At 70.3% G+C, this 13,019-nt stretch carries 12 protein-coding genes, 2 tRNA genes and 1 other RNA gene; 9 read left to right on the plus strand and 6 right to left on the minus strand.

Features of this window, described 5'->3' with window-relative positions; genetic code table 11:
* Nucleotides 1-2 precede the first annotated feature (2 nt).
* Nucleotides 3-545: a PPA1309 family protein gene (locus CKY47_RS25655; protein WP_306748731.1), complete on the minus strand. Its 543-nt coding sequence runs from the start codon at nucleotides 543-545 to the stop codon at nucleotides 3-5.
* 106 nt (nucleotides 546-651) lie between these two features.
* Between CKY47_RS25655 and CKY47_RS25660 the strand changes: the two genes are divergently transcribed.
* From CKY47_RS25660 to CKY47_RS25670, 3 genes are all read left to right on the plus strand, one after another.
* Complete coding sequence (locus tag CKY47_RS25660) at nucleotides 652-3,645, plus strand: UPF0182 family protein (RefSeq protein WP_306748732.1); 2,994 nt, start codon at nucleotides 652-654, stop codon at nucleotides 3,643-3,645.
* Nucleotides 3,646-3,740: 95 nt separating this feature from the next.
* Nucleotides 3,741-3,817, plus strand: a tRNA-Met gene (locus tag CKY47_RS25665).
* Nucleotides 3,818-4,006: 189 nt separating this feature from the next.
* Nucleotides 4,007-4,083 (plus strand) — tRNA-Met (locus tag CKY47_RS25670).
* Between the two features lie 54 nt (nucleotides 4,084-4,137).
* Here the strand turns inward: CKY47_RS25670 and CKY47_RS25675 are convergent.
* Nucleotides 4,138-4,356 carry a hypothetical protein gene (locus tag CKY47_RS25675; protein ID WP_306748734.1) on the minus strand — a complete coding sequence of 73 codons (219 nt, stop codon included), beginning with the start codon at nucleotides 4,354-4,356 and terminating at the stop codon, nucleotides 4,138-4,140.
* A 378-nt stretch (nucleotides 4,357-4,734) separates the two neighbouring features.
* On the opposite strand from CKY47_RS25675, the gene CKY47_RS25680 reads away from it, so the two are divergent.
* The 5 genes from CKY47_RS25680 to smpB all read left to right on the plus strand — a co-directional run bounded on the left by CKY47_RS25680 (nucleotide 4,735) and on the right by smpB (nucleotide 8,657).
* Entirely contained in the window at nucleotides 4,735-5,235 is a 501-nt protein-coding gene (locus CKY47_RS25680) for a PadR family transcriptional regulator (protein ID WP_306748736.1), read from the plus strand.
* A gap of 51 nt (nucleotides 5,236-5,286) precedes the next feature.
* The gene (gene prfB, locus CKY47_RS25685) at nucleotides 5,287-6,387 is read left to right on the plus strand and encodes a peptide chain release factor 2 (RefSeq protein WP_306748738.1); all 1,101 of its coding nucleotides are present in this window, start codon (nucleotides 5,287-5,289) and stop codon (nucleotides 6,385-6,387) included.
* A gap of 100 nt (nucleotides 6,388-6,487) precedes the next feature.
* Complete coding sequence (gene ftsE / locus CKY47_RS25690) at nucleotides 6,488-7,177, plus strand: cell division ATP-binding protein FtsE (RefSeq protein WP_306748740.1); 690 nt, start codon at nucleotides 6,488-6,490, stop codon at nucleotides 7,175-7,177.
* Nucleotides 7,178-7,230: 53 nt separating this feature from the next.
* Complete coding sequence (ftsX, locus tag CKY47_RS25695) at nucleotides 7,231-8,133, plus strand: permease-like cell division protein FtsX (protein WP_306748743.1); 903 nt, start codon at nucleotides 7,231-7,233, stop codon at nucleotides 8,131-8,133.
* 47 nt (nucleotides 8,134-8,180) lie between these two features.
* On the plus strand, nucleotides 8,181-8,657 hold the full coding sequence (gene smpB, locus CKY47_RS25700; protein WP_306748745.1) for an SsrA-binding protein SmpB: 477 nt from the start codon (nucleotides 8,181-8,183) through the stop codon (nucleotides 8,655-8,657).
* Between the two features lie 49 nt (nucleotides 8,658-8,706).
* On the opposite strand, the gene CKY47_RS25705 is transcribed toward smpB, so the two are convergent.
* The gene (locus CKY47_RS25705; protein ID WP_306748746.1) at nucleotides 8,707-9,351 is read right to left on the minus strand and encodes a response regulator; all 645 of its coding nucleotides are present in this window, start codon (nucleotides 9,349-9,351) and stop codon (nucleotides 8,707-8,709) included.
* Complete coding sequence (locus CKY47_RS25710; protein ID WP_306748747.1) at nucleotides 9,339-10,586, minus strand: sensor histidine kinase; 1,248 nt, start codon at nucleotides 10,584-10,586, stop codon at nucleotides 9,339-9,341. Before CKY47_RS25710 ends, CKY47_RS25705 begins: the two co-directional genes overlap by 13 nt.
* A gap of 166 nt (nucleotides 10,587-10,752) precedes the next feature.
* On the opposite strand from CKY47_RS25710, the gene ssrA reads away from it, so the two are divergent.
* Nucleotides 10,753-11,125, plus strand: a transfer-messenger RNA (tmRNA) gene (ssrA, locus tag CKY47_RS25715).
* A gap of 46 nt (nucleotides 11,126-11,171) precedes the next feature.
* Here ssrA and CKY47_RS25720 read toward each other — a convergent pair.
* Nucleotides 11,172-12,740, minus strand: a complete 1,569-nt coding sequence (locus CKY47_RS25720) for a GMC oxidoreductase (protein ID WP_306748749.1) — start codon at nucleotides 12,738-12,740, stop codon at nucleotides 11,172-11,174.
* A 16-nt stretch (nucleotides 12,741-12,756) separates the two neighbouring features.
* Complete coding sequence (locus CKY47_RS25725; protein ID WP_306748750.1) at nucleotides 12,757-13,008, minus strand: hypothetical protein; 252 nt, start codon at nucleotides 13,006-13,008, stop codon at nucleotides 12,757-12,759.
* Nucleotides 13,009-13,019 lie beyond the last annotated feature (11 nt).

Genomic DNA, 13,019 nt, shown 5'->3' on the forward strand with positions numbered 1-13,019 from the left:
CCTCACGGCTGGAGGGTCTCCAGCAGCGCGCGCGTGAGGTTCGGGGCCAGCTCGGGGTGCGCCACGACCTCCTCGGGCACCTCCGTGCTCCCGCGCAGCCGCAGCACGCACGCCGCCGACCCGTCCCGCAGCACGGCCGCCACCAGGCGCGCCTCCCGGCGCTGGGGGTGCTCGGCGGCGAACCGGCGGGCCGCCTCGTCGTCCAGCTCGCCCTCGGCCAGCTGCGCCTCGGCGTCCGGCGGCAGCACCACGATCTCCTGCGCGAGCGCGCACCCGCGCACCACGTCCGGCCACACGATCCCGGCCAGCGCCCGGTCCAGCTCCGAGTCGGGCAGCGAGTCCTGCGCGATGGGCGTCAGCGGCGACGACTCCGGGTCGAGCTGACCGGCCAGCTCGGGCTGCTGCGCGAGCAGCTCCGACGTCGGGACCAGCGCGAACAGCTGGGTCGGCTGGTTCCACCCACCGGTGGACACGAACTCCTCGACCTCGCGGGCGACGGCGGGCAGCACCACGGGCGGCGTTTCACTGGCTGACACGCCCGCCATGGTCGCATCACCCCGAAACGGTCGACCGAACGGGGAACCCCGAGGGGCCTCCGTAGAGTTGGACAGAACGTACGAACGCCACTACCGCGATCCAGGAGCGTGCCCCGTGGCCACACGGCCCCCGGTCGGACTGCCCAGGCTGTCCCGTCGCAGCCGGATATTGCTCATCGTCGGTGCGGTGGTCCTGGTCGGTCTGATCACCGGCTCAAGGCTGCTCGGCACCTACGTCAACTGGCTGTGGTTCGGCGAGGTCGGCTTCCGCAGCGTCTACGGCACCGTGCTCGCGACCCGCCTCGGGTTGTTCGCGGCGGTGGCGCTGCTGGTGGGCGGACTCGTCGCGATCAACCTCATCGTCGCCTACCGCACACGGCCCGTGTTCGTGCCGGTCTCCGGACCCGACGACCCGGTCGCCCGCTACCGCTCGGTCGTCACCCGGCGCATGCGGCTGTTCGCGATCGGCCTGCCGGTGCTCGTCGGCGTCATCGCCGGCACCTCCGCGCAGGGGGACTGGCAGCGGTTCCAGCTGTTCCTCAACTCCACGCCGTTCGGCGTGACCGACCCCGAGTTCGGCCACGACATCGGCTTCTACGCCTTCGAGCTCCCCTTCTACACGTGGCTGCTGTCGTGGCTGTTCATCGCCACCGCGGTGTCGTTCGTGGGCGCGGTCGTGGCGCACTACCTGTTCGGCGGCATCCGGCTCGCGGGCCGCGGCGGTCAGCTCTCCGGCCCCGCGCGCGCCCACCTGGCCATCGTCGCCGGCGTGTTCATCCTGCTCAAGGCCGTCGCCTACTTCTTCGACCGGTACCAACTGCTGTTCTCCGACCGGAACGACAAGTTCGACGGCGCGAGCTACACCGACCTGAACGCGGTGCTGCCGGCGAAGCTGATCCTGCTGTTCATCGCGGTCTTCTGCGCCATCGCGTTCTTCGCGGGCGCGGTGCTGCGCAACCTCCAGCTGCCGGCCATCGCGACCGTGCTGCTGGTGCTCTCCAGCATCCTGGTCGGCGCCGCCTGGCCCGCCGTGCTGGAGCAGTTCTCGGTCCGGCCGAACGCCATCGAGAAGGAAGCGGAGTCGATCGACCGCAGCATCACGTCGACCAGGCAGGCGTACGGGCTCACCGAGGACAGGGTCGAGACCAAGCCGTACGACGGCAAGCAGAACGTCTCGCTGGACGAGCTGAAGGCCGACCAGGCGACGCTGGGCAACGTCCGGCTGCTCGACCCGGCCGTCGTGTCCAAGACGTTCACCCAGTTCCAGCAGCTGCGGCCGTTCTACGGGTTCCCGGACAAGCTCGACGTCGACCGGTACACAGTGGACGGGGACCTCCAGGACTACATCGTCGCGGTCCGCGAGCTGAACACCGCGGGCATCCCGCAGGGCCAGCGCGACTGGATCAACCAGCACCTGATCTACACCCACGGCAACGGCATGGTGTTCGCCGAGGCCAGCAAGGTCAACTCGCCGGCCAACGAGGGCGGCGACGGCGGCTACCCGGTGTTCCAGGTGGCCCAGGTCGGCCAGGACGGGAAGGTCCAGCCCGGCCCGTTCGGCGTCGAGCAGCCGCGCACCTACTACGGCGAGCTGGGCGGCGCGGGCGACTACGCGATCGTCGGCGGCCGCAGCGAGGGCGCGCCGGGCGAGTACGACACCGACGGCTCGCAGTACACCTACACCGGCAAGGGCGGCGTCCGCATCGGCGGCCTGTTCAACAAGCTGGTGTTCGCCGCCGCCTACGGCGAGCGGAACATCCTGTTCAACTCGGCCATCGGCGACGACTCGCGGATCATCTTCGAGCGCAACCCGCGCGACCGGGTGGAGAACGTGGCCCCGTGGCTGACGGTGGACGGCGACCCCTACCCGGCCGTGGTCGACGGCCGGATCACCTGGATCGTCGACGGCTACACCACGCTCGACAGCTACCCCTACGCCCGCCGCACGCCGCTGGGCGACGCCACGAACGACTCGCTGCCGGGCGTCGCGCAGCAGCCGAACCGGGAGATCAACTACATCCGGAACTCGGTCAAGGCCACTGTGGACGCCTACGACGGCACGGTGACGCTCTACGCGATGGACGAGCAGGACCCGGTGCTCAAGGCGTGGCAGGGCGTGTTCCCCGGCACGGTGAAGCCGGGCAGCGACATGTCGCAGTCGCTGCGCGAGCACCTGCGCTACCCGGAGGACCTGTTCAAGGTCCAGCGCGAGATGCTGTCCGAGTACCACGTGGACAACCCGCGCGACTTCTACTCGGGCGTCTCGTTCTGGGACGTGCCGTCGGACCCGACCATCGACAACGCCACCACGGTCGAGGCGCAGCAGCAGGTCAGCCAGCAGCAGCGCGACCGGCAGCCGCCGTTCTACGTCCTGGCGGGCGACCCGACCGGTGACGCGAACGACGTGAGCTTCCAGCTGACCAGCGCCCTGGTGCGGCTCAACCGGGAGTTCATGGCCTCCTACGTGACGGTCAGGTCGGACCCGGACAACTACGGCAAGATCAGCGTGCTGACGCTGAACAACGAGGCCAAGGGTCCGCAGCAGATCCAGACGACGTTCCTCACCAACGGCGAGGTCTCCAGTGAGCTGAACCTGCTCACCCAGCGCCAGACGAAGGTCGTCTACGGCAACCTGCTGACCCTCCCGGTCGGTGGCGGGCTGCTCTACGTGGAGCCCATCTACATCGAACGGGCGAGCCAGAACACCCAGTTCCCGCAGCTCTACAAGGTGCTCGTCAGCTTCGGCGACAAGGTGGGCTACGCGCCGACGCTGAGCGAGGCGCTGGAGGAGGTGCTGACCGGGGCCGGGGTGCAGGTGCCCGACCCGAACACCGGCGAGCCGCCGGCGTCCACGCCGCCGACGTCGCCCTCCACGCCCACCACGCAGCCCCAGGGCGACGGGACCGGGCAGACGGAGCTGGAGCGGGCCGTCCAGGACATCCGGACGGCCATGGACCGGGTGAAGGCCGCGAACGCGAGCGGTGACTTCGCCGAGCTGGGCAGCGCCTACAAGGCGCTGGACGACGCGCTCAAGCGGTTCGACGCGGCCGACGGCTCCACGCCGTCGCAGTCGTCGGCGGTGCAGCCGTCACCCACGCCGACCGGCTGACCAGGCGCTGAGCAACCGGATCGGGTGGCCCCGGGCACGACGGGGCCACCCGATTTGCATCTCCGCCACCCGGCGCGTACAGTTCCAATTACCAACGCGGGGTGGAGCAGCTCGGTAGCTCGCTGGGCTCATAACCCAGAGGTCGCAGGTTCAAATCCTGTCCCCGCTACCACGGCGAAGACCCTCTTCCGGATTTCGGGAGAGGGTCTTCTGCTTTTGGTGCACCGGGTTCCGCGTGTGCCGGGAGCGGATTCGCCGGTTTCGGCAGTACGGCTCCGCCAGGTGGTCTGAACTGCGGAAACGCGCTCGGGTACCCCCCTGTAAAACGGTTCGCGGGGGGTGTGTATAGTTCTACTTGCAGCGCGGGGTGGAGCAGCTCGGTAGCTCGCTGGGCTCATAACCCAGAGGTCGCAGGTTCAAATCCTGTCCCCGCTACCACGGCGAAGGCCCCCTTCCGGATATCCGGAAGGGGGCCTTTTGCCTGTTCGCAGATCACGTCATGTTCTCGGCCCAGTACTGGGCGCAGGTCAGCGAGCACACCCGGCCCTCGCCGCTCACCGTGCGGTGCCGGCGGATCTGCTTGCCGCACACCATGCACTCGTCCTTGCCCGCCTGTTCCGGGATCGAGCCGGACGCCCACGCGCGGGCGTTGCGCACCACCTTGGTGGTCCCGGTCGTCCACTTGGCCCCGGTCGTCCACTTGATGCCCACAGTTGACCTCCCAGAAGAACGAACACCCGCGGTAATGGTCCCACCACCGGACGTACAAGCCACGTCGAGCGGCCGAAACCACCGGGTTGTGCTATTCACGGGGCCCTCGGACCGGGTGGATCGACGCGGCGAGTGACGTACCGCTGCCGTTAGGGTGAACGCAGAAGTGCGGCTTCCCTTGCGGGGCAATGGATTTCCACTCGGCGTGGACAACCCGGGTCAAGCGGCCGAACGCGTGGCGCCGGCCGGCGGCCGGTTACGCAGCGGAGCTTCTCGTTGCTCCGCTTGGCCCAATTCCACTAGCCCGTGATCAGCCACAGTGGACAGAACGGCTGACCATTGTGGACACCGTGCCCACGGCGTGGCACCGTTGGGTGCGTGTCGGACCTGAATGCGACGGCGGCGGCCCTGCTGGGGCTGCTGCACGACGGACCCAAGACCGGTGGCCAGCTCGTGGCTGAGGCCGGGGAGCGCTTCGGTGCGTTCTTCAGCGTCACCCGCAGTCAGGTCTACCGCGAGCTGCCCGCGTTGGCGGACGCCGGCCTGCTTCGCCTCGGCAAGCAGGGCCCCCGCTCCAGCCAGCAGTACGTCCTCACGGCGGCGGGCAAGAAGGCGTTCAAGAACTGGCTGCTGTCCCAACCGGGACCGGACCACCTGCGCAGTCCGCTGATCCTGCGGATGGTGCACGCCGGTTTCCTGACCCCGAAGCAGCGGCAGGGCCTCGTGGACTCGGCGCGCGCGAGCTACACCGCCGACCAGGAGGCCGCCAGGACCGCTGTGAAGACCGCGGAGGACGCCTACTCCAAGGCGGTCGCCGAGTTCGGCCTGGCCCACGCCAAGGCCGTGCTGAAGCTGCTCGACGCCATCCCGCAGGGCTGAGGCGCGCCGACCGGTCGCACTCCGCGGCCGGTCCTGGCGTAATCTTCAGCCGTGAACCCCGACGTCGAAGCAGACATCAAGGACCTCTCCGCCACCCTCGCGAGCATCGAGGCGGTGATGGACCTCGATGCGCTGCGCGCGCAGCTGGTCGACCTGGAGCAGGAGGCCACCCGCCCCGACCTGTGGGACGACCAGGAGAAGGCGCAGCGGGTCACCAGCCAGCTCTCCCACAAGCAGGGCGAGCTGCGCCGGGTGACGAGCCTGCGCGACCGCCTCGACGACCTCGGCATCATGTACGAGCTGGCGGAGGACGAGGGCGACGCGGGCAGCCTCGCCGAGGCCGACACCGAGCGCGCGAAGCTCCGCGAGGAGATCTCCTCCCTGGAGGTCCGCACCCTGCTCTCCGGCGAGTACGACGAGCGCAACGCGCTGGTCACGATCCGCGCCGAGGCGGGTGGCGTGGACGCCGCGGACTTCGCCGAGATGCTCCTGCGCATGTACTCGCGCTGGGCCGAGCGGCACGGCTACTCCGTCGACGTGTTCGACACCTCCTACGCGGAGGAGGCGGGCATCAAGTCCGCGACGTTCCGCGTCAGCGCCCCCTACGCCTACGGCACGCTGAGCGTCGAGCAGGGCACCCACCGGCTCGTGCGCATCTCGCCGTTCGACAACCAGGGCCGCCGGCAGACGTCGTTCGCCGGCGTCGAGGTGGTGCCGGTGGTCGAGCAGACCGACCACGTCGACATCGACGAGAAGGACCTGCGGGTCGACGTGTACCGCTCGTCCGGCCCCGGCGGCCAGGGCGTGAACACGACGGACTCCGCGGTGCGCCTCACGCACATCCCGACCGGCATCGTGGTCTCCTGCCAGAACGAGCGCAGCCAGCTCCAGAACAAGGCCACCGCCATGGCGGTCCTCCAGGCGAAGCTGCTGGAGCGGCAGCGCCAGGAGGAGCAGGCCAAGATGGACGCCCTCAAGGACAGCGGGTCGAGCTGGGGCAACCAGATGCGCTCCTACGTGCTGCACCCCTACCAGATGGTCAAGGACCTGCGCACCGAGCACGAGGTCGGCAACCCGTCCGCGGTGCTCGACGGCGAGATCGACGAATTCCTGGAGGCCGGCATCCGCTGGCGCAAGCAGCAGCAGGCCTGACGCGTTCGGTAGCGATCTCGATCGGTCAAGCCCCTGTCGGGTGAAGTCCGGCGAGGGCGAGACGGAGGCTTCACGGGGGCCGCGAGTAGACTCGCGCCTCGTGATTCGCCTCGAACACGTGTCCAAGGTCTACAAGACCTCCGCGCGCCCCGCTCTCGACAACGTCTCCGTCGAGATGGACAAGGGTGAGTTCGTGTTCCTCATCGGGCCGTCCGGGTCCGGCAAGTCCACGTTCCTCCGGCTGCTGCTGCGCGAAGAAGTGCCCAGCAAGGGCCGCGTGTACGTCTCCAACTTCGACGTCGCCAAGATGTCGCGGCGCAGGGTCCCCCGCCTGCGCCAGTCCATCGGCTGCGTCTTCCAGGACTTCCGCCTGCTGACCAACAAGACCGTGGCGGAGAACGTCGCGTTCGCGCTGGAGGTCATCGGCAAGCCCCGCAACACCATCGTGAAGGTGGTGCCCGAGGTGCTCCAGCTGGTGGGCCTCGACGGCAAGGCGGACCGGATGCCCCACGAACTCTCCGGCGGCGAGCAGCAGCGGGTGGCCATCGCCCGCGCGTTCGTCAACCGGCCCCTGGTCCTGCTCGCCGACGAGCCGACCGGAAACCTGGACCCCGACACGAGCCAGGACATCATGTTGCTGCTGGAGCGGATCAACCGCACCGGCACGACGGTGCTGATGGCCACCCACGACCACTCCATCGTCGACTCCATGCGCCGCCGCGTGGTCGAGCTGGACCACGGCCGCATCATCCGCGACGACGCGCGGGGCGTGTACGGCGTGGGCCGCTGAGCCCGTCCGCCGCGAACCCCTCGTCCCCCCGACCCTGAGGAACGCTCCCCCCGATGCGTACCAGCTTCGTGTTCAGCGAGGTCGTGACCGGCCTGCGCCGGAACGTCACGATGACCATCGCGATGATCCTCACGACCGCGATCTCGCTCTTCCTGCTCGGCATGGGCCTACTGGTCGTGCGCATGGTCGACAAGATGCAGGACAACTACCAGGGCAAGCTGGAGGTCTCGGTCCTGCTGACGAACGACGTCAGCGCGAACGACAAGGACTGCACGCAGCAGCCGTGCGCCTCGCTGCGCAGCCAGCTGGAGACCACCTCCGGGGTCAAGACGGTCGTCTACGAGAACCGCGAGAAGGGCTTCGAGCGGTTCAAGAAGATCTTCGAGGCGCAGCCCGAGCTGGTGAAGCTCGCCCGCCCGGAGGCCATCCCGTCGACGTTCCGGGTGAGTTTGGAGGACCCCGAGCGCTCCGACGTGATCGTGCAGGCGTTCAGCGGGAAGGCCGGCGTGAAGGCGGTGAACGACCAGGGCGAGTTCCTCGCCCGGCTGTTCGACGTGCTCAACGGCCTGCGGGACGGCGCGCTCGGCCTCGCCGCGTTCCAGGCGCTGGCCGCGCTGCTGCTGATCTCGAACACCATCCAGGTGTCGGCGTTCACCCGGCGCACGGAGGTCGGCATCATGCGGCTGGTGGGCGCGACCCGCTGGTACACGCAGCTGCCGTTCCTCATCGAGGCGGTGGTGGCGGGCATCATCGGCGCCATCGCGGGCGTGCTGTGCCTGGTCGGGTTCAAGGCGGTGGCGCTCGACCGGGTGTTCGGCGACCTGTTCGACTCGGGAATCCTGCCGCAGATCGGGATGTTGGACATCCTGGTCATCTCGCCGATCCTGCTCGGCACCGCGGTGGTGATCTCGGCGTTGACGGGCTACGTCACGCTGCGCCTCTACGTCCGCCTCTAGGGTCCGACCACCGATAACCGCTGGCGCGGTCACGTAAGGTTGCCGTCATGGTCAAGGAGCGCGGTCAAAAGGTGATCGCGTCGAACCGCAAGGCTCGGCACGACTACACCATCCTCGACACCTACGAAGCGGGTGTCGTGCTCGTCGGCACCGAGGTGAAGAGCCTGCGGATGGGCAGGGCGTCCCTTGTGGACGCCTTCGCCCAGGTCGACGACGGTGAGATCTGGCTGCACGCGCTGCACATCCCGGAGTACGTCGCGGGCACCTGGACCAACCACGAGGTGCGCCGCAAGCGGAAGCTGCTGCTGCACAAGGGCGAGATCGAGCGGCTGATCGGCAAGACCAAGGAGAGCGGTCTGTCGCTGATCCCGCTGTCGATGTACTTCAAGGACGGGTACGTCAAGGTCGAGTTGGCGCTGGCCAGGGGCAAGAAGTCGTACGACAAGCGGCAGGACCTGGCCAAGCGGGACGCGCAGCGCGAGATCCAGAAGGCGCACGGCCGCGCGCTGAAGGGCCGCTACTGAGCACCCGGCCCCGGCGGACGCGCACGTCCGGGGGCCGGGTGGCCGGGCCTCACCCCAGGTTGAGGTAGGCGAGCACGGCGCGCACGCGGCGGTGCTCCGAGGTGCTCGGCTCCAGCCCCAGCTTGGCGAAGATGTTGCCGACGTGCTTCTCCACCGCGCCGTCCGACACGACCAGCGACGCCGCGATGGCGCCGTTCGACATGCCCTCCGCCATCAGGCCCAGCACCTCGCGCTCGCGCTGGGTGAGCGAGTCGACCGGGTTGCGCCGGGCACGCACCATGAGCTGCATCATCACCTCGTGGTCGATGCTCGTGCCGCCCCCGGCGACCCGGCGGACGGCGGCGACGAACTCCGACACGTCGGCCACCCGCTCCTTGAGCAGGTAGCCGACGCCGTTCGCGCCGCCCGCGAGCAGCTCCACCGCGTACCGCTCCTCGACGTACTGCGAGAGCACCAGCACCGGCAGGCCGGGGACGCGCCTGCGGGCCTCGATGGCGGCCCGCAGCCCCTCGTCGGTGAACGTCGGCGGCATCCGCACGTCCACCAGCGCCAGGTCGGGGCGGTGCTCCTCGACGGCGGCGAGCAGCGCCCCGCCGTCCTCGACGGCCGCCACCGTCTCGATGCCCTCGTCGGCCAGCAGGCGCTGCACGCCCACCCGCAGCAGCACCGAGTCCTCGGCGATCACCACTCGCACGGCAGCTCCGTCCGGATCACGGTCGGCCCCCCGGCGGGGCTGAGCACGACGACGACGCCGTCGATCGTCGCAGCCCGGTCCGCGAGGCCCGCGAGGCCACCCCCGGGACGCACCTCGGCGCCGCCGCGGCCGTTGTCGATGACCTCGACGACCACGGAGCCGTCCGTGCGCGACACGTCGACCAGCACCTGCGTCGCACCCGAGTGCTTGGCGACGTTCGTCAGCGCCTCGGCGACGGTGAAGTAGGCGGTGCTCTCCACGGCTGTCGGCGGGCGCGGCTCGACGTCCACGCGCACCTCCACCGGGATCGGGCACCTCGCCGCCAGCGACGACAGCGCCGCGTCCAACCCCCGGTCGCCCAGCACGGACGGGTAGATGCCGCGGGCCAGGTCGCGCAGCTCGGAGATGGCGAGCTTGGCGTCGGCGTGCGCCTCGGCGATCAGCTCGCGGGCGCCGTCCGGGTCCGTCTCCAGCTTGCCGCGCGCCCGGCCGAGGCCCATGGCCACCGCCACCAGCCGCTGCTGCGCACCGTCGTGCAGGTCGCGCTCGATGCGCCTGCGCTCCACCTCCGCCGCCTCCACGCCCCGCGCCCGGCTCGCCGACAGCCGCTCGGCCTCGGCGGACAGCAGGCTCGTCCGCGACGGCCCCAGCAGCGCGCGGGCGAACGCCCCGTGACCCCGGCCCAGGGCGGTGAGCAGCCGGTACGCCAGGAAACCGAGCACCAGGCCCACCAGGGTCACCGGGAGGGCCTTCACGAACGAGTCGATCGAGTAGACGACGCCCGGCGCGAACTCGACCTCCCACGTCGCGGGCAGCCGGTGCAGGTAGAACGGCAGGGCCACGGTGGCCGCGACCGCCGACCACAGGGCCACGGTCAGCGCGAACTCGATCGCGCCGAGGGGCAGCATCACCACCCAGTACGCGAAGTCGCGCCAGGTCGCCGGGTCCTTGGCGAGCGCCTTGGCACGGGCGACGAAGCCGTCCGGCAGGGGCCGGTAGGGCCGCGCGACCTCCACGCCGAGCGCGGTCCGCACCCAGGCCCGCTCCGCCGTCGCCGCGCCGCGCGCCAGGACCATCGTCAGCACGCCGAGCGGCAGGCCCACCCAGATCAACGCGGTGCCCAGGCTGACCGCGCCCAGCGTCACCAGCAGCACGAACCAGAAGATCCCCGTCACCAGGTTCACCAGGAGGTAACCGCTGGTCCGGAGGATGCCCGGGTTGGTCCGCGTCGTCATCTTCGTCCCCGCTCCTACGCCCGATGTCCCCGACCAGCATCGCCCGATGGGGTGGCGCGGACCATCAGGTGCGCCGGTCGACGGGGGGTGGGGACAGCCCTACCAACCTAATGGGAATGATCGAGGGGGCTCGGCGCGTTATGCTGTACGAGAAGACCCAGGACCAGGGGGTGAACGGTTTCGACTTTGTGCGTCGATTCAAGGGAAGCGTGCCGGTGCAGGCGAGAGACCACCGCAAGCGTCATCGCAAACCAATAAGCGCCGAGTCTAACGACCAGCGCGCGTTCGCCCTCGCCGCCTGAGGCTAGGAGCGACGCTGTCGGCCCGGAGGAGCCTCCGCTCCGGTCGCCGGCATCAGCCAGGAGGCTCACCACCGCCCTCGGCCACGGGGAGCGGTTGGGACACCCACAGTGGCTGGGCCCGTCACGGTCGCTTGTCCGCGTGATGACCGGGGTCGAGTAGAGACGTAGCGGACTGCGCACGGAGAAGCCTTGATGAGCCGGCAGAGGACCCGGGTTCGATTCCCGGCACCTCCACTCGTGGAACGGCGGGTGCTCGCACGACGAGCACCCGCCGTTCCGCTGTTCACAGGTCGTTGGCCAGCACGTGGGCGATGTTGCGCTCGGCCAGGGCGGTGATCGTCACGAACGGGTTCACCCCGAGCGAGCCCGGGACCAGCGCGCCGTCCGTGACGTGGAGGTTCGGGTAGCCGTGCACGCGGCCGTGCCCGTCGGTGACCCGGTCGAGGACCGCGCCGCCGAGCGGGTGGTAGCAGAAGTCGTCGGCGAACGCCCTGCCCCCGCCGAACACGTCGTACCGGTACGTGGTGCCGTTGGCCGCGTTGACCTCGTCGAGCAGGCCCTTCGCGGCGGCCACCGACGGCGCCGCCTGCGCGCGGGTCCACTGGAGGTCGAGGCGGTCGGCGCCCGGGTCGTAGGTGAACCGGCCGCGGTTCGGGTTCCTGGTGATCGCCAGGTAGAGGCTGACGTAGGTCTCGATCCCGGCGGGGACCGGGGCGACCTCGGCGATCACGTCGCGGACCGGGTCGGTGATGGCCAGCACGGGGATCGCGGACTGCTTGAACCCGGTCGGCTCGTGCAGGTTGTTGTTGCGGGCGGCCATGACGTTGCCGTTGGGGCCCCAGCCCTCGCCGACCTCGTCGGGCAGGTCCGGCAGGTCGCCGGTCTCGCGGGCGCGCAGCAGCAGCTCGGTGGAGCCGAGGCTGCCCGCGCCGAGGAACAGGTGGTCGCACGTCAGCCGCTTCTCGGCGACGAGCGCGCCGTCCTCGGTGATCTGGCGGGCGGTGATCGCGTAGCCGGTGGCCGTCCGCGTGACCCGGGTGACCCGGTGCAGGGGCGCGATGGTGACGTTGCCGGTGCCGACGGCCTGGGCCAGGTAGCCCTTGTCCAGGCTGAACTTGCCGTGGTTGTTGCCGTAGAGGACCTCGGTGCCCAGCGCGGACTTCGGCGCCTCGCCGCGTTCCTCGCGCATCATGTGCTCGAACGAGTAGACGTTGGGCAGCAGCCGGGTGCCGTAGCCGGCACGGCCCGCGAGGGTCCGCGACAGCCGGGCGTACCGGTAGTGGTCGGTGCCCTCGAACCAGGGCTCGGGGATGGAGTTGACCCGCAGCGCCCGGTTGGCCAGGGGGAACCAGGTCGAGTACATCTCGTCCGCGTCGACGGTCGGGAACACCTGCTCGAAGCAGGCCCGGTCCGGGACGACGGCCATGCCGCCGTTGACCAGCGAGCCGCCGCCGACGCCCCGGCCGACGTAGACGCCCATCCCGGGGAACTGCACGCGGTCCAGCACGCCGGCCCACCGCCGGATCGGCCGGTTGGCGAGGTCGAGGAACAGCACGCCGTCGACGGGGGCCTCCGTGCGGTCCCGGAACCACATGGACCGGTGGTCCGGGTTCAGCATGTCGCAGAAGACCTTGCCGTCCGGGCCGGGCGTGGTCCACGCGCGGCCCATCTCCAGCACGAGCGTCCCGACGCCCGCCTGGCCCAGGCGTAACGCGGACACCGCGGCGCCGTAGCCGCTGCCGACGACGATGGCGGGGACGTGGGTGCCGGTCGCGGCGGCACGACCGGTGGCGAGGGTGCCGGCGGCGAGCGCGGTGACCCCGAAGAAGGTGCGACGGGAAATGTTCTTCATGTCCGGCGACGCTAGGTCAACGGCCGGCGAGGTACCTCTCGATCAAGCCCGCGACCAGGGCGGGGGCCTCCAGCGCCACGACCGGCCGCACCGGGCACTCCAGAACCCGCAACAGCTCGGAGCGGTCCGACTCCTCCAGCGCCCGCTGGAGTGCGGGCTGCCCGTGCGCGCGGAACGCCTCGCGCGGCCCGTCGACCTCGGCGCGGACCTCGTCGGGCTCGACGTAGCGGACGAGCCGCGTCGGCACGCCGTGCCCGCCGGCGTTCACGACCGCCGGAC

Source organism: Saccharothrix longispora (assembly GCF_030852425.1).
Classification (GTDB): Bacteria; Actinomycetota; Actinomycetes; order Mycobacteriales; family Pseudonocardiaceae; genus Actinosynnema; species Actinosynnema longispora.

Bases quoted from the DNA above. Each gene is read 5' to 3' on its own strand.
- CKY47_RS25655 (WP_306748731.1), bottom strand. From the start codon at position 545: ATGGCGGGCGTGTCAGCCAGTGAAACGCCGCCCGTGGTGCTGCCCGCC.
- ftsX (WP_306748743.1), top strand. From the start codon at position 7,231: ATGCGTACCAGCTTCGTGTTCAGCGAGGTCGTGACCGGCCTGCGCCGG.
- smpB (WP_306748745.1), top strand. From the start codon at position 8,181: ATGGTCAAGGAGCGCGGTCAAAAGGTGATCGCGTCGAACCGCAAGGCT.
- CKY47_RS25710 (WP_306748747.1), bottom strand. From the start codon at position 10,586: ATGACGACGCGGACCAACCCGGGCATCCTCCGGACCAGCGGTTACCTC.
- CKY47_RS25720 (WP_306748749.1), bottom strand. From the start codon at position 12,740: ATGAAGAACATTTCCCGTCGCACCTTCTTCGGGGTCACCGCGCTCGCC.